The following is a 17108-nucleotide window of genomic DNA, read 5'->3' as shown; positions in this document are numbered from 1 at the left end:
TAACACAAGCATTTAAGGTTTATTATTTTACTTAATTGGTAATTTTTAATCAATAAGGGTTTTTTATAATCTTTTTTCACGCCTACTCTCTTTTGATGGTCATGCTGCTACTGAACTGCAAAGCGGAAATAAGAGATATATTATTCATCTATAAGAGACCAAAATGGGACTACCTAAGACTGATCTCTATTTTTCATGACTTTAACTCACCTACTTAAACCATAAGACTGATATTAACAAGTGAAGCTCGCCTCATTGGTCGAATTCGTCATCGTCAGCAAAGCCTGCTCGAGTACGTGATAGGCCTCTATCCATCTACGGCTCAGCAAATCGCCTTGCTGCAATAAGCGACCTTCTCCGGCAAGAGGCCCCATAGGATTTTTGTGTTGATTTGGTGGTTGAAAGAGCGTGTGCGCAGAACAACCCAGTGAATTAGGCTGCTGCGAAGCTTCTTGCATCAATCGCTTTTGCTGGGCTTTCGGCAGGTCATCAGTGCTTCGGGGAGTGCTAAAGCCCTCTAACACAGTCAGTGATTTCCTTGCCTTGATAAAATAAGCGATTCTTATAGAGTGGAGCTTGAGTACAAAATGTTTGCTGCTGTCCGCTTTGCCTTCTTGGTGGTAGGTGCCAAGAATGGTTGCGTCCGTTATTTTTTCCCCATTATGAAAGAGCCGTAATGGAGCTTCTCTATTGACAGGCATGGTTAGATCCTTAATTTACAAACATTAAAAGCCGATTATTTTATTTGATTGCCAATTGTGAGTCGGATAGCGCTATTGGAAATATTTTCTATATGTCTATGTTGAATCAGGCACGATATAGGGTTCATTTAGCTTGACTCCTGCCTCTTGAAATACAGTTTTAATTTGTTGATCTGTCGATCTCTAAAAATCTTGAAATTAATGAATAGGCTTTTGAAAGGGATTCCTCTTTCAGGAAGCCCTTTATGCAGTTTTATCTTGAAAAAACAAATCACCCTTGAGAACGGCCAATTTGTGTTTGACGACTGCTATCATTTGATACAGTCAGTTCTTGAATTTTTATAATTTTCTACTGCGCTTAAAACCACTGCTTCAATTAAAGGTTGTACATCAATTTGTTGACTTGTTTCAGCAGAAACTAATTTTTCCAATATCATTAAAAAATTTTCGTCATGGGTAATTAATCGGCCATTTTGCGCAAAAAATTTTCGATAGCCTTGCCACAGTCGAATTACTGGCTCAGTTAACGGATTAAATTAACCATTTGCTTAATTTCGGGAGGTAAAGTTGTAAATGCTTTTAAAAAAAGAAATATCTGTTTAGCATTGCCATTAACATGTTCCCTCCAAAGCGCTTTATTTGCCAGAGCTTGAATAAATACTCTAAGAGTGAATACGCTTATTTCATTTGCAAGTTGATGTTTATTCAACATACCGAGCAAATCAGTTAAAAAACTATAGGTTTCTTTATTATCAACATTGAAGCCTGTGAGTTGAAGTATAATAGGTATAGAGTATTGAAGATGTTTTTTTAATTCCTCCTGATTCTCATCTTTACAATTATTACTGCAAAGAAAAGAAATCAACTCTTGTATTTGGTTTAAATAATCTTTAATAACATTTTCGATAGACATGTGATTACATAATGATTTTATTGGAATATATTTTACCACATTTGTATTATCTTCATTTTTATTGATTTCCAATGTCAAATTAAAATATCTCTTTGATCTTTAATTTAAAAATGGTTAATCAGCAGTGTCTGAAAGTCCAATCCAATTTTGATTCAAAATTGAATAGCGGCCATACTGATAACTTACTTAACCCCAATGAATGCCCGGACAGCAGAAAAAGGGATTTCGTTATCTGTGCGAATCGCATTAGGAATTCCATACTTTAAATACACGTTCAAACACAGTAATAGTATTGCTCTTTTATCGCTGCTAAGCCTTCGCAAGCAAGTAAGTAAGGCTATTAAAATGCTTTTCTGATAGGTCATGGCATAAAAGATGACTTGTATAATCAGAAATTATTGGTTGTGGAAAAGCTAAAAGTAATTCATGGATCTGACAATTCAATGATTTTAATGCTCTTATTATAGACATATTGTTCTAATTTAAGTAATATGATGGTTTTGTAAATATTTTAACCATGCCTAAAACCAATCAGCCTAAAAACCTTGAAGCTAAATCAACAAAAAATAAGATTTCTTTGCCACAAGATCCGCAAACGCTTAACGAATTAAAAATTAAGGGGTATCCTCAAGATTTGGCTGAACGCTTAATTAAAAAAGGATCGAGCCTCGCAGTAAAAACTGTTCTTAAAGACCATGAGCAACTAGTAAATTTCTTTACTCACCTGCAAATTATTCGCATGGCTGCGCAAAAAGGTGGCGCAAAAAATATTACTACTGCACTAAATGAATATAATTCTCTTACCAATTTAGGTTATTCCTCAGAGCAAATTGTACGTGTCGCAGCTCATGGTGGCGGTTCGCTCAATATAAAAGCCGTCCTGCAAGCGCACCAAGCACTCAAGGAGCTTGATTTTTCTGCGGAACAAATCGTCCGTATCGCGGCTCATGATGGCGGCTCACTCAATATAGATGCCGTTCAACAGGCGCAGCAAGCACTTAAAGAGTTAGGTTTTTCTGCGAAACACATTGTGCGTATAGCGGCGCATATTGGCGGCTCGCTCAATATAAAAGCGGTCCAGCAAGCGCAGCAAGCCCTCAAGGAGTTAGGTTTTTCTGCAGACCAAATCGTGCGTATCGCAGCGCATAAGGGAGGCTCGCATAACATTGTAGCCGTCCAACAGGCACAACAAGCACTCAAGGAATTAGATTTTTCTGCAGAACAAATTGTACGTATCGCGGCCCATATTGGTGGCTCACGTAATATTGAAGCCATCCAGCAAGCGCATCACGCACTCAAAGAGTTAGGTTTTTCTGCGGAGCAAATCGTGCGTATCGCGGCGCATATTGGTGGCTCGCATAATCTAAAAGCCGTCTTGCAAGCGCAACAAGCACTCAAGGAATTAGATTTTTCTGCGGAGCAAATCGTGCGTATCGCGGCTCATGATGGCGGTTCTCGCAATATAGAAGCCGTCCAGCAAGCGCAGCACGTACTCAAGGAGTTAGGCTTTTCAGCGGAACAAATCGTGCATATCGCAGCTCATGGTGGCGGCTCGCTCAATATAAAAGCCATTTTGCAAGCGCACCAAACACTCAAAGAGTTAAATTTTTCTGCAGAACAGATCGTAAGTATTGTGGCTCATGATGGTGGTTCGCGCAATATAGAAGCCGTGCAACAAGCGCAGCACATACTCAAAGAGTTAGGCTTTTCTACGGAACAAATTGTTTGTATTGCGGGACATGGTGGCGGCTCACTCAATATAAAAGCTGTCCTACTCGCACAGCAAGCACTTAAGGATTTAGGCTTTTCTGCAGAACAAATCGTAAGTATTGCGGCGCATGTTGGTGGTTCGCATAATATAGAAGCCGTGCAAAAAGCGCATCAAGCACTCAAGGAGTTAGATTTTTCTGCGGAACAAATTGTACGCATCGCAGCCCATATTGGCGGCTCGCGTAATATTGAAGCGACTATTAAGCATTATGCAATGCTGACTCAACCTCCCTATATGCTTTCTCAAGAGCAATTTTTACGGCTTATTGACCATCATAGCGGCCATCTTAATCTTTCTATTTTATTAGATGAGCAACAATGGCAAGCAATCAATGACTTATGTCTTCAACCCCATCATTTTGGCCGCCAAAATGCCTTAGAAAAATTTCTTCAACAAGGCCAGAGAAAATATCAGAATCTACAAGAATTAGAACAATTCCTTTTTCAGGATTCAGCGGATCCAATGCTTTTGCAAGAGACAGAAAACCAGCATGAGGCAGAGAAGATCAATGACTGTATGGATTTTATTTTACGCCTTATTAGCGCGACTGAGCCTTTAGATCTGCAGATAGAAATCGAAGGCATTGGACTGTTTTCCCCTTCTATGCATTTTGATGCAACCCAAGCCAATTTTTCTACACCAGCTGCTAACGAAGAAAAAATTGACAATAGTGCAACAGAAGCAGGAGTTAATTCTAGAAAAAGAAAGATTGCAGCAGCTCACCAGAAACAACCGCCAAGAAAAAAAACCGCTACACCATTATCCGCTACCTTTATCTCCACTTTGACTACGCTTGCTCAAAGTGACAACCCACGGCTTGAGATGGCTTCAGCTGAAGCGCTTATGCTCAAAGCACCGCAAAAACTTGCCATGGGTATCACAGTCCGTAAAAAAACTAAATGTGAAGGCATCGCCATCATCACGGTCACTGATAAAACTAAACTTAATGGATGGCTTAGCTCTGCTAGCGAATCGACTTATTCTTCTGTAGAAGCTCAAGGCACTAGAACAGTCAACAATACTCATGCCTTCTTTTCAACTCCACTCACTTCAGATAAAAAATCGCCATCATTCTCAAGTCTAGATTTTTATGAAGACTCAGGGTTAGGTTTTGATGAAGAAATTACTAACCCACCCTATATGCCTGAGTTAGAACCAGAATTCATTTTGTAAGGGGTCGGTAAGCTTTATTAGCAGTACATTCAATCTGGAGGTCCTAATCCTTCCGGACACGTCATTTTTACTCATTAAATCAATAAATTAAATACAATTCTTATTTGTGGAATATTGGGTATTTATGAAATTGTGGTATCGCGAACTTCGCTCCTATCCTATCACTTTCATTATTTTATGATATAGTTCATACATTTTGAATGAGGATTAAATAATGCCATCTACTCAATTAGCACGATTATGCGAGCAAATTGAAAAGCAAGCTACCGATCACTTCGGTAAATTTTATATGTATGCCAGCTTGTTGAATTCTGTGGCGGTAAGAGATAAACCCTTTGTTGAGGGGCTACCTAAATATTCTAGTTTCTTTTCAACAAAAGAGCTTAATATTGGTGGGGAACTGCCTACTGAATTCACTCAACAATTAACCTCTTATGCGCGCGAATTTATTAATTCACAGCCTCAATGGTCAAAAACGCTTCACAATATTGTTATGGCTTATTTCCGTAAAGGGAAAATCACCGATTTATCCTACATTATTGATCAAATGCTATCTCATCTTCTTTCGATACAGGGTCACCAAAGCCATAATCACGACATATATCAAAACATCAATTTTATTGAAAAAAAGCAGGGGTTAATTCAATTTGTTCAACAAATTTCAAACTTTAATCATCAGTTACTGTCTACAGCTGATAGTGGCTGTAATACCGTGTTATCTGCATTAGCGGTTGTCACAGGACTAGTATTGGTTTTAGCCTCAATTTTCTCTATTGTACCGCTTATTGTGGGTTTGCCGCTTGTGATTGGAGGCGCGTATGGAACCTATCACTTTTTAAGTAAAACCAAAGGGCAAGCCGAGTTGCTCGAAACTGAATTAAATAAAATTATACAGGCAACGCAAAAACTACCACAAGATGAAAGCTTCTTTGGTGATAAAAATCATAACCCATTTTATGCCACTATATTTAAGCCCTTACCTTATGTTGCAATTACCGCAAGCGAGCAATTAGCCTATGATGAGGCGGGGAAGACAAAGTGTTCCCAGTACCGAGGCGCACTGGATGATGCATTTTCAACGCTTTCTATTTAACGCAAGCTGTCATCCTGAGCAAAGCGAAGGACCTCCCAACTCTTGCCAATACATTGCGTCAGGAGATCCTTCACAACGATGAGGCCTCATTCACTCGATGGATTAATCCAAGCAATCGGATGGGGGCCTCGGTGGCATTCTTCACTTTCATAGGGAGAATCATGATCAAACTGCCAATTACAGGTAGCTGTTCTAAGTGAGCTGCATTTTCAACAATAAGTTTGCCAGCGCTTAACAACAATTGATGCACAGGATAATCTCCTTCTGCTCTATCAGGAGATAAAGTATCAATGCCCAGTCCGAGAATATTTCGTGAAGTCAAAAACGCTGCCGCTTCCTTGGAAACGCAAGGAAATCGATGATGATTATGGTAACGTTCTGGTTGAGTCCAAAAACGTGACCATCCTGTATTGATTAGAACAAACGTTCCTTCTGAAATAAAACCATGACGTTTTTCAAAAGCCTCAATATCTCTCAAGCTTACAAAATAAGATTCATGCGCTTTCTTGGAAACATCAATCACAACAGCAGGTGCAATCAATTGTGATAAAGGTATTTGATCTATCGTTAGTCCATGGGGCATGCAGTGCGCTGGTGCATCCACATGGGTACCAATACCAGCGGGCGTATTGAATTGCTGGACTCGGAAGCTTACCTGACCATCGCATTCGTTATAATCCTCTAATAAAGAAGTGGAAAAACCGCATCGTTGCTCCCATGAGGGCGAGAATTCATCCAAGGTATGGGTTAGGTCAATTACGGAGTAGGGAAAATTCACAATAGATCCTTTTGCAATGGGAAGAGTCTAATTTCATTATAATATGCAAAATAAATTTGCTTTTTGCTAATAAGTTAATACAATTGCCTCACTAATCTCTCATTAGTATCCTGAAGCGATTCAAGGGCTAAGTAGTGATAAGAAATACCTCAATTATCGTGTAGGAAAATAAATGAAAAAAATAACTAATGGTTCTATTCGATTACAAACCGAGTTTAAGCCTAATATAGCAATACCTAGTAAAGAAAAAACTGAACCCAACGGAAAAAGTAAGTTTTTCAAGTCTAGTTTAGCGACAATTGTTGAGGTAGATAAGGAAAACGGTCCCTCAGAGGTCCCTCCCTCCAAAGTGACGCCTCCTTAAGACTAAAACTAATTTACCCCATTCCAGCCTTCTTATTGATAACGGTAACAGTGTTGAGAGTAATACTTTCAACCTGTTACCCGCACGTAAAACAAACTAACGCTCATTCGGATTTAGTGCTTTTCTTAATGCAAGCAGTATGTCCGATAGTGGTATTATTCAAATAGGTCCAATCAGTAGTCATGCTCCCATCAACTTTAATGTAGGTGACCGCAACACCGGTTTCTTTTGCCTTTTTTGGATTGATAAATCCAGAAGACAAGATGTGGGTATTGTTATCGTAAATTCCCGTTCCTTTATAAGAATTACCATCATCGCAAGTTGCGCTAGAGCCATACGTCTCGCCGGTTTTGTTAATCACCATCTCACAACGAAATGAAGTTTTGGAGCCAATTTCAGTACCTTTACAATCATACTTTCCTTCAAGAGAGATTTGATAGGCGTTGACAACGCCACTTGATGAAAATAAGGCCAGAGCTATATAAACGCATTTTTTTAACATATTAATCCTTAAAATGAATTGATCAGTAGACAGAACTGTTGATCTGAATCGACCACATGTAGGTTTCCAGTTACACCTGAAGTTTTATCATGATGAATCGAGAGTTATAAATCAATAGATAGAAGTGCCTAGTGATGGAAGATTATATTAGTGGAGGCGAAGAGCAACTGAGGCTCAACGAATCGAAAACATAGCGGGGAGCAGTTCAAAAACCTCCATGTATTCTTGGGTTGTAGAAGACTCTTCAAGTGCTGTGCACTCTTCTTTATTTTCCACTGGCATCAAATGACTTGCTTCGCCATTGGCTTTTATGGGAAACGATTTTTGCATTTGCAGTAAAGCGGTGGCCGTAGACTGTATGAGTGGATCCTCCCTCTCTGAATACTCAATGTCATTCTTTTCGAAACAAGATTCCTCATCGTCTTCTTTAGAACGATACCAATTGTCTTGAATAAAATGAGGTATTCCTAATAAACCATAATGACCACTATTGCGTGCTAACTTTGAAAGTCCTGTTAGCACAAGTCCACCGAATAATCCCCCTGCAGCGGTAACACTTAGTCCTCCTCCTACAATGGGCGTCATTACAGCCGCCAATCCTCCCAATAGAGCACCACCAGCAAAATGAATGCATGTATTAATGAACTCAGCAGAATTCACACCGTCATCATATTTTGCTCCAGTGAGAAGCGTGCGAATTTTCCCCATCTTTGTTTTGGAGTCAATTAGCCGATGGTCTTTGTCATAGATTAATTCAGTTAGTCGATAAAAATGGAAATCAACTCCGTCTTCTTTGTCTTTTTTAGCGGCAGCCACGTAGAAATCAATAAAATCGTTTTTGTTGCGAAATAAATACACACCATGCTCAGGATCCATATACCTTATTTCCGTATCCTGTTGCACACTCAGGTAGCAGGCATGAAATTTCATGACATCTCTACGAGTTAACTCAAATTCCTTCCCTTGATTTGCATTAGCGAAATTAAAAATTTCTTTTGCTTGCTGCTTTGGCTCAGGACAAAAAATTTCATGAGTAAGACGTACTTTTTTTATTAGCGCCTGATCCAGTATTCGGTCCCCTTGATGTTTTTGGTAACGATGAACTTGCTCATTGAGACCAATTTTCATTCCCTTATTTTTATAAGGAGAATAATTAGGATCGACCATTATCATGGTAAATCCATAACACTCTCCTTCAGACATGCCCAATCGATACGATTTAGATTGGTTTAATTCAGCAATACAGTACTCAGGGGTTTGGAATTTTTCATAAACCCCTTTTTTAGTGTGAAATCCCTTATAATGTGGATTAAATTGTTCATATCCATTTTTTATCGTTTTTAAATCGAGAAGAATTTCATTTAAATAATAATCCCGCCGCAAATGCTTATGGATATTGATATAAGTTTCTATTCGATGAATTTCTCGGGATAAGTCGCAATAATTATCAGTCGAGACACGACAACAAAGATCGTTTCTTAGTTCGGTGAGAAATCGCTTATCCGCTCGCGAAAGGGCACTGTATTCACCCTTTTTTGTTGTTGAATTAGGGTTTGTAGTCATCAATCGGCTCAGTTGCGCATCAAGCAGATCAATGCATTGATATAAACTCATTAAAAATTCATTTCGTTCAAATAAAGAGCATTTTATCAAAAAATAATTAAGGCTTTCTTATGCCCTTCAAAATACGCGGCGTCTCAAATTATCTTTTTGCTTCTGGACACTTCATTAAATTCCTGGAGGCTGGACCGCCGACAAGAGTAAAAATTGGCTAAAAAACATCAAAATTGTTTGATTATGTTCCTTCAATAGTGACATTCCTGATTGAAAAAATGTAAAAAAAATTATTTGTGCGACAACTATCTAGTCAAATTGGATTACTTGCCTTACTATAGAGCGAAGATTTAACTAACTAGAGAGGTACCCGATGAAGCGAGCGCAAATGAGAAAATATATTGACGTTCTTTCTGAACATCAAAAAGAGTACCTGGACAAATACGCAAGCCTAAAAATCTATCTTGAAACCCGCCTTCCTGAGATTTCTAGCCTAGATGACTTGGAGAGTCTGCGAAAACGCATTAAAAAAGAGCAGCATGCTCTCGAAAGCATGTATGGAGAGATGATAAAAATACAAAAAACCTTAAAAGAGAGCACTAGTAAGCAATCCACTAAAGTGAAGCAAACTTTTGAGCATTGGAATCAGAAGTTTATTGATAGGTTCAATAAGGCCACCCCAGACTGCAAAACCCTTTTTGATCAAATCGATGCAAAAAAACAAGAAATCAAAGACGACAATGATCCGGCTAAGATACTCAAAAAATTAATTAGCAAATTCCAAGCCAATGAATTAGATATCCAAGCGTTTAACGACTTTCTCATGAATCCTGCTGTGAAAAGCAAGATGAGAGCAAATCCCCTCTTTTCAGCTAAAGTTGAACATTTAAATCGACAAATTATTGTACGTTATGGACACACCCTTGCAAGGCTCGATCAAGAACTATTCCTAAACATTCGCTTGCAGGAATTATTCTCTCCTTGGGCCTTTGCCAAATCACCTACTATCAAAGCGAATGCGGCTAATTATAATAACCTGTCTGATTACATCACTAATCTCATCCTGGCTGCACCCTCTATTGAAGAAAGAAGTATCATTGTCGATCGCTGGATTTGGGTTGCCCAGTATCTTTTTGAAGAACTCAAAGACTATTCCGGATGTCATGCCATATTATCAGCGCTCTCTCGTAATGAAGTGTCTCGTTTGAGCCGAACATTTGAAAGCTTATCCCCAGAAACTCAAGATACCTTCGACAAACTTTCGAAATCGATTCTTGTTTCGAGTTCTTTAAGGCCAATCTTTAACGCCCAGGAAGCAGTTATTCCTGCTATGCCTCTTATTCAACGCGATGTCACTTTCGTGGCAGATGGCAATAAATCCGTGGAAGATTTAGAAAGCAAGGATGATAAACGCGAAGAAATGATGATGAGGACAGGAGGGGGTAAAAAAATTGTCCTTGCTTTTGATAAATTGCAAACAGAACGCACTAAGTACGTTATCCCGAATAACATAGACCTTGAGCTTGATGATTTTTTAAGGGACAGACTTAAAAATCCAGCCGTACCTTATGATTCCGATGCAGCTGACCAACGAAGCACTGAGCTGGAACCGCCAAAGAACGACTTAAAAGCGGCTAAACCTGTCAGATTTGGCAAAGTATTCAAAAGCGCAAGTCATAATAACCAATCTTGCATGCGTCAGGTCATTCTTGAGGACCTCATCAAAGGCCTCACTACTTTTGTAGTAAATGACCCCTCTGGATTCCTAAGAGGAAGAAATCAAGAAGGTTTTCAAATGGATGAGAAAAAATATGTCATCGATTGGGAAAAAGAGGCAGAGCAAATTGCCATGCTTCATCGAGAAATAGAAGCGAATGTTGACGCGCTGAAAGGGTATTCAACCAACGAAAAAAACAGCAGTCTCGTAAGCCGCACACAAGATCTGATCAATAAACTAGAGGCTCTCGATTTCAAACAAATCAAGATGCAACAGTTAGAAAACAAGTTGAATATTACCTTATTTAAACTAAAAGTCGAGTTTTCAAGTCTTTCAAGAGTTAATCACGATAATGAGAATGTTGAGCGACTTGATGAAATAATTGCGGAAGTAGAAAAAATTAGTACACTGGCAGAAGAATGCCAATTCTCTTCTAAATTTCAAAAGAATTTAGAAGAGTTCAATAAAGTGATTGACGCTTATAAGCTCTCCTCGAATTCGTCTGAAGTGAAACAAGAAGATCCTCAAGTCGAATTAGAGAAACCAGGACTAAGTGTTAGTCATTTGCGCTGCCGCTACTCTTTACTCTATGCCCCGTTGCGGCATGATCATAGCGTGCATAACGATTTAATTCCTGGCGTTCAACCCACAGCTATTACCTGTGCATAACGCTAAGTATTGAGAATCGTGCGTATAATCAGTTGCGACACTCGACAAAGCAACCCAGAACAGAAAGTGTTCTCTGGGTTGCTTTGCTTTATGAGTCAATAAAGTAATTTTTGTTGCAAAAGGTTCTTTACTGCATGCAGGTTCTAAGCATTGAAGTCGCTAAATCGATAATCCTTTCTCTTTAAAATGAGTGAAAATCGACTTGAGAATTTGCTCTACTAAGGCTTGGGTTGCTTGATTAATCGGATCTGAGATTTCAAATTGGAATTTCACATCGTTTATCTCTATTCCATACAAGAATAAATTCTGCGGTAATGAATTAAGCGCTTTACCTAACGCTAAAGTTTGCGCTATGCCAAAATCATGGGTGGATTGCAAAGTGCTAAGTACTTTTATTTCTTCAGGATTAAAACAATGCAAAGAACCGAGCTTCGCCCCTGTTTTAACTGCATCAATTAAAAAAACGGTTTTCGCATTACTCATCAATTCAAGCAAATGTACACCCGGTCTATCACCACATACCATTTGCACCTGCTGTGAAGAGTAACTCTTCAGCTCTTCACGCTGCTGTAACAAACGAACTACCTCCCACCCCAAGCGATCATCCCCAAAAGGGGAACCAAGACCCAAGATAAGCAACTCAATCATTTCGTGTCACATCCAACGTCAAAAAATGAGTGGAGCAGGAGATGCACGGATCATAATTCCTAATAAGCAGCTCACTAAAATTTCTCAACTCGTCATTGGATTTCTCAAGCCCAAATTGCTGCAATGACAAACGTAAATCTTCTTCAATGCGAGCTTGGTTTTGACTGGTGGGCGGAACAATGCGCGCTGATTTCACGAATCCATTCTCATCTATTTCAAAGCAATGCCACAATAAACCTCGAGGGGCTTCAGTGCACCCATACCCTTTTCCGGGAACAATTTTAACCTCGGTAAAAGGCAAATCTGGAAGGGAATAATTTTCCAAAATCCGAGCCGCTTCCAATAGACAAAAGTACACTTCCACTGCACGCGCTAAAATACTGTGGTGCATGTTTTTACTTGGAAAATGAATCCCTAGTTGTTGTAACAACTCTTTAATTCGTCCTGGCAGGTGTTCATGATTCCTATTTAATCGTGCTAAAGGACCAACCAAATAAGGTCTATCCTGTAATAAGCAATGTAAAGCATTGGAATAGGGAGTTTGGTGTTCTTTAAAATGCGCTTCAAATTCCTCAATAGCAATATCAAGTCCTTGATCAGAGATAATGCGGCCTTCATTCATTGGGTATTCTTCTGGGTGAAATAAAGAAACACAGATAAAATCCTGGTCATTTTTACCCAGAGGCAGAGTAGCAAGCCAACGAATAAGCCCTTCACATTCTTCAAATGAATCCTTTACTTTTTGTAGGATTGACCTCACCGCATCAGAGCTTGGCGCCTTATAAAATCCTCCCACCCTTGCACCCACGGGATGCACCGAGCGCCCACCCAAGAGCCGCATGATTGCATTCCCTATTCCCTGTAAACGTAAACCACGACGCACTTCAAGAGGGTAAATTTTTGCCATTTCAGGAGCATTTTTAAAGCCAAAAAGATCCGGTAACGCTAAAAGATGAATATGTAAGCTATGGCTTTCAATCCATTCACCGCAATAAAACAAACGACGCATTTCCCGCACCCAAGGGCTGGGTTTCATCCTAAAGCAATGCTCAATAGCCTGAGTAGCGCTCATCTGGTAGGCAACTGGACAAATGCCGCAGATACGGGCCACAATATCCAAAACTTCGCTGTAATCGCGTTGCTCTAAAAATTTCTCAAACAAGCGAGGAGGCTCATAAATTTTGAGCTGCAAGGATTGAATTTGGTTGTTTTTTATTTCTATCTTAAGTGCTCCCTCTCCTTCCACACGTGCGAGGATAGGCACCTCAATGACTCTTTCTTTATTCTTTGACAATCTTGATTCCCTTAAAATAATTGCCCGCTTGATTAAATACTGTAGTCTGATTATTGATGTGTAAAAACTGTCTGGCAATTTTATCGCAGCTATTGCCATATTTTACAAACCAGTTACCCAATGCGCGTGGATTGGGGTTTTCTGAAGGACCATAACAAGCATAACACGCACGTCCCTGCTGTGGGCAAAGGGCTCCGCAGCCTGTTTGGGTAACCGGCCCCATGCAAGGTTCTTTCCTAGTCACTAACACACACACATGCCCCTTGCGCTTGCATTCCAAACACACCGCATCTCGCTTAACCCGCGGCACAGCACCAAATAACAGAGAGCGCACCGCATCCATCACTTGATAAGTATTAACAGGGCATCCCCACAGCTCTAAATCCACCTGCACATGATGCGAAATAGCAGTCGAAGTGCTTAAGGCTTCAATCGTTTTAGATGAAGCATAGATGCTTGAGATCCATTCCTGATAATTAGCTGCATTCCGTAAAGCCTGGATTCCTCCGGCAGTCGCACACGCGCCAATGGTGATTAAAAAAGTGGCGTTTTCGCGAATTTTTTTTATTCGCTTTACTTCTTCGGGTGTTGAAATGCTTCCTTCGACAAACGCAATATCTATTTTTTCTTTAACATCAAGGTAACCTGCCTCAGCAAAATGAGTAATCTCAACCAATTCAGACAATTGGAGTAAAGCTTCTCCCGCGTTTAAAAACGCTAATTGGCAACCGTCACATGAAGTGAATTTATACACAGCCAATCGTGGTTTCTGCATGTTAAAACCCTGGTTCGGTAAATAGCGCTTTTATACGGTCATAGGCAAAAATCGGACCCTCTTTACAAATGAATAAACCACCGTATTGGCAATGCCCGCAATGGCCTATTCCGCATTCCATGTTGCGTTCCATACTAAGATAGATTGCATTCTCCGAAACACCTTGGTTAACCAATGCCAAGCTAGCAGCAAGCATCATGCCTTGTGGACCACACATCATCGCGATTGTATTATTGGCATTGAGTTTAAGTGAGGCGATCAGGTCAGTGACATAACCCACGCTCCAAGGCCACTTAGGTCCCGCTTTATCGGCTGCTATGTAAATTTCAGTCTGCGGCATGGTTTGCCATTTTTCATATTGCTTGCGGAAAATAAAATCATCACTGTGTTTTATACCCTGAAAAATGGTTAAGGCACCATACTCTTGACGCCGCGCTAAAATGTAATTGATCACGGATACCGTCGGCGCACAACCTAAGCCACCGGTGACAATGACAATGTCTTTGCCTAAGGCTTCCTTCAAGGGCCACCCCTGACCAAAGGGCCCTCGAATACCGACATAATCCCCTTTTTGCAATTGCTGCATTGCTTTTGTTACGCGCCCGACTGCACGAATCGTATGGCTTAGGTAGGCTTGCTCCGCTGGATCAGAACTAATTGAGATAGCCACTTCGCCAACGCCGTATAAATAGAGCATGTTAAATTGCCCAGGATAGAATGAAAAAGTCTGTCGCTGAGATTTCTCAACAAATTGAAGATCAAGGGTAAAAATAGTGCGTGACTCTTGTCGTCGCGCTTTAATCTTTGCTGCTTGAGGTAAATAAGCATCAGGCGTCATTGCCTACTCCCGCACATTGGATTCTCCTGAAATGGCTGCTAATTCTTCGGTAATGTCAATACCTACTGGACACCAGGTAACGCACCGGCCACACCCGACGCAACCACTGGTATCAAATTGATCAAACCAACTGCCCACCTTATGCGTTAACCACTGACGATAACGCTTTCTAGTGTCATCTCGAATAGGGTGGCCGGCTAAATAACTGTGGCCTTCAGTAAAGCAAGAATCCCATTCGCGTTGCAACTCACTGCTTTCGCCATCAAGACTGGGGTTTGTTACTTCACTGTGACAAAAACACGTCGGGCAAACGGAGGTGCAATTGCCGCACGATAAACATCGCTCAGCAACCTCCTCCCACCGGGCATGGCCTAAATTGGCAAATAATAAATCGCGCAAACCGCGCTGATTATCCAAAGGAATACGTTTCGTTTGCATGGCAGCGGCATTTTTCACTTCGAGTTGCGCTTTTTTACATTGCTGCGCGGTTGCCACTGATAAATTTAAACTGGAAATTACCTTTTTCCCACGCTTACTACCACCTTCAACGACAAAACCCGAATCTAATTCAGTCATTAAGATATCAAAAGGACTCCTCACTTCAGGCCCTGTTCCTGCTGAAACACAAAAACAATTAGCAGACGCATAGCCACAGTTGACCGCAATAACGAACAACGATTCTCGTCGCCTACGATAGCGCTCATCTTGATGTGTTGCCGATATAAAAACCTTATCTTGGATGGCCATTGCCACTAAATCGCAAGAGCGAGCACCAAGAACAGCGATGGGGGGGTCGTCTGCGATACACGCTTTAAATTCTAATTTTCCGGCGCTTGAGCGTTCAACTCGCCAAACCGTTTCAACGGGTTTAAAAAGCAATGGTTTAATGGCTTGCGGCCCGTTCGCCCATGAGAAAGCACGCTGATTGGGCAGCGTTTCAAGCTGATACTCACCTGGGCTTTGATGGTCGCGAATCCCCCAGGGCAAATGTTTCGCTTCCGTCAACGTCTCATAGACAATTGCACCGTCGCGCACTTGTGGTCCCACACAAGTGAAACCTAATTGTTGCAATGCATTGATCAGTTCTTGTAGTTTCTCATGAGGTAGAAAATAGTGGTGATTGTTGTCCATCGGTTGTATTGTCCTTCTAGGTAGAAGTGGATTGGGCTTTTTCAATCTTTATTCTGCTTAAACACCCCTTATTGGTGGACAAGGCTCAATCCCCGTTTATTGCGAGTCTTACTTCATGCAAAATAAACCCCATTAACAAATTCGCGGTAATTGCTCGCCATTTAACCAATCCATAATCCTTAGCCCGCCTAATTTTGTGCGCAGTTGCACAAAATGCCTCGGATCCTCAATCACTTCACCAATAATAGCAGCTTGTTGACCCAAAGGATGGCTATGCATAGCTGTAATTAATCGATTCGCATCTTCTGCAGCACAGATAGCTAACAGCTTTCCTTCATTTGCGACATATAAAGCATCTAAGCCTAAAAGTTCGCACGCGCTTGCTACTTCTGTACGAATAGGGATTTGGGGTTCATCAATAATAAATCCCACCTGAGATTGCACTGCCCATTCGTTAAGAGTTGACGCCACTCCTCCTCGTGTCGGGTCACGCAAGCAATGAATCGAGGGGACTGCCTTAAGCATCTGATGAACTAAATCGTTCAAGGCCGCTGTATCCGATTCGATAGAAGTTGAAAACTCTAAATGATTGCGCTTCGACAAGACGGCAATCCCATGATCCCCAATATAACCGCTGAGAATCACTTTATCTCCCGGTTTTGCTTGATCGCCAGAAATAGAAATGCCTTCTGGAACAACTCCTAATCCCGTAGTGCTAATAAAGACGCCATCACCTTTGCCACGCTCAACCACTTTGGTATCTCCAGCGATAATTGCAACATCAGCAGCGCGGGCAGCCTCAGCCATGGATGTCACGATTTTTTTTAAATCGGCCAGAGGAAACCCTTCTTCAAGAATAAAACTTGCGGATAAATACAGAGGCTTTGCTCCCGCCATAGCAATATCATTTATTGTGCCATGGACAGCCAACGAACCAATATTACCGCCTGGAAAAAATAAGGGAGAAATGACATGCGCATCCGTGGCCATGACTAGTCGCCCTGCGTTCACCGGAAAACAAGCCTGATCATTTTTTTGATTAAGCCAGGGATTTGTGAACGCCGGTAAAAACAATTCATTGATCAATTGCACCATTGCTCGTCCACCACTGCCATGACTAAGCTCAATAAAACCATTTTTAGTATTCAATTTAGGTCCTGAGGCTTTTTGAACTAGCGTTTCCATGA

The 17108-nt window shown here is 40.8% G+C and carries 15 protein-coding genes; 4 read left to right on the top strand and 11 right to left on the bottom strand.

The features are described 5' to 3' along the window. Window positions 1-233: 233 nt before the first annotated feature. Both B5D33_RS03875 and B5D33_RS03870 read right to left on the bottom strand, forming a co-directional pair. Entirely contained in the window at window positions 234-701 is a 468-nt protein-coding gene (locus tag B5D33_RS03875; protein WP_058451448.1) for a hypothetical protein, read from the bottom strand. Window positions 702-1224: 523 nt separating this feature from the next. After that, window positions 1225-1692, bottom strand: coding sequence for a hypothetical protein (locus B5D33_RS03870; RefSeq protein WP_058451449.1), 468 nt, complete (start codon window positions 1690-1692; stop codon window positions 1225-1227). Between the two features lie 439 nt (window positions 1693-2131). On the opposite strand from B5D33_RS03870, the gene B5D33_RS03865 reads away from it, so the two are divergent. Continuing rightward, window positions 2132-4558, top strand: coding sequence for a TAL effector repeat-containing protein (locus B5D33_RS03865; protein WP_058451450.1), 2427 nt, complete (start codon window positions 2132-2134; stop codon window positions 4556-4558). Window positions 4559-4772: 214 nt separating this feature from the next. Next, the gene (locus tag B5D33_RS03860; protein ID WP_058451451.1) at window positions 4773-5651 is read left to right on the top strand and encodes a hypothetical protein; all 879 of its coding nucleotides are present in this window, start codon (window positions 4773-4775) and stop codon (window positions 5649-5651) included. Window positions 5652-5721: 70 nt separating this feature from the next. On the opposite strand, the gene B5D33_RS03855 is transcribed toward B5D33_RS03860, so the two are convergent. Continuing rightward, window positions 5722-6429, bottom strand: a complete 708-nt coding sequence (locus B5D33_RS03855; RefSeq protein ID WP_058451452.1) for a cyclase family protein — start codon at window positions 6427-6429, stop codon at window positions 5722-5724. Window positions 6430-6601: 172 nt separating this feature from the next. On the opposite strand from B5D33_RS03855, the gene B5D33_RS03850 reads away from it, so the two are divergent. Further along, on the top strand, window positions 6602-6793 hold the full coding sequence (locus B5D33_RS03850; protein ID WP_058451453.1) for a hypothetical protein: 192 nt from the start codon (window positions 6602-6604) through the stop codon (window positions 6791-6793). Between the two features lie 103 nt (window positions 6794-6896). On the opposite strand, the gene B5D33_RS03845 is transcribed toward B5D33_RS03850, so the two are convergent. Both B5D33_RS03845 and B5D33_RS03840 read right to left on the bottom strand, forming a co-directional pair. Continuing rightward, on the bottom strand, window positions 6897-7295 hold the full coding sequence (locus tag B5D33_RS03845) for a hypothetical protein (protein ID WP_058451454.1): 399 nt from the start codon (window positions 7293-7295) through the stop codon (window positions 6897-6899). A 174-nt stretch (window positions 7296-7469) separates the two neighbouring features. Further along, window positions 7470-8909 carry a hypothetical protein gene (locus B5D33_RS03840; RefSeq protein ID WP_058451455.1) on the bottom strand — a complete coding sequence of 480 codons (1440 nt, stop codon included), beginning with the start codon at window positions 8907-8909 and terminating at the stop codon, window positions 7470-7472. A gap of 328 nt (window positions 8910-9237) precedes the next feature. Here B5D33_RS03840 and B5D33_RS03835 point away from each other — a divergent pair, with 328 nt between their 5' ends. Beyond that, on the top strand, window positions 9238-11235 hold the full coding sequence (locus B5D33_RS03835) for a RasGEF domain-containing protein (RefSeq protein WP_160158655.1): 1998 nt from the start codon (window positions 9238-9240) through the stop codon (window positions 11233-11235). A gap of 159 nt (window positions 11236-11394) precedes the next feature. Here B5D33_RS03835 and B5D33_RS03830 read toward each other — a convergent pair whose 3' ends face one another. From B5D33_RS03830 to hypE, 6 genes are all read right to left on the bottom strand, one after another. Next, complete coding sequence (locus B5D33_RS03830) at window positions 11395-11883, bottom strand: hydrogenase maturation protease (protein ID WP_058451457.1); 489 nt, start codon at window positions 11881-11883, stop codon at window positions 11395-11397. After that, window positions 11876-13177, bottom strand: a complete 1302-nt coding sequence (locus B5D33_RS03825) for a Ni/Fe hydrogenase subunit alpha (RefSeq protein WP_058451458.1) — start codon at window positions 13175-13177, stop codon at window positions 11876-11878. The genes B5D33_RS03830 and B5D33_RS03825 overlap by 8 nt, the downstream gene beginning before the upstream one ends. Next, entirely contained in the window at window positions 13164-13952 is a 789-nt protein-coding gene (locus B5D33_RS03820; RefSeq protein ID WP_058451459.1) for an NADH-quinone oxidoreductase subunit B family protein, read from the bottom strand. Before B5D33_RS03820 ends, B5D33_RS03825 begins: the two co-directional genes overlap by 14 nt. Before the next feature lies 1 nt (window position 13953). Then, the gene (locus B5D33_RS03815) at window positions 13954-14790 is read right to left on the bottom strand and encodes an FAD/NAD(P)-binding protein (protein ID WP_058451460.1); all 837 of its coding nucleotides are present in this window, start codon (window positions 14788-14790) and stop codon (window positions 13954-13956) included. A 3-nt stretch (window positions 14791-14793) separates the two neighbouring features. After that, entirely contained in the window at window positions 14794-15921 is a 1128-nt protein-coding gene (locus tag B5D33_RS03810; protein WP_058451461.1) for a 4Fe-4S dicluster domain-containing protein, read from the bottom strand. A 132-nt stretch (window positions 15922-16053) separates the two neighbouring features. Beyond that, the gene (gene hypE, locus B5D33_RS03805) at window positions 16054-17106 is read right to left on the bottom strand and encodes a hydrogenase expression/formation protein HypE (protein ID WP_058451462.1); all 1053 of its coding nucleotides are present in this window, start codon (window positions 17104-17106) and stop codon (window positions 16054-16056) included. Window positions 17107-17108: the final 2 nt, after the last annotated feature.

This window comes from Legionella maceachernii (genome assembly GCF_900167045.1).
In the GTDB taxonomy this organism is placed as follows: domain Bacteria; phylum Pseudomonadota; class Gammaproteobacteria; order Legionellales; family Legionellaceae; genus Tatlockia; species Tatlockia maceachernii.
This window is presented reverse-complemented; position numbering and strand designations above follow the sequence as displayed.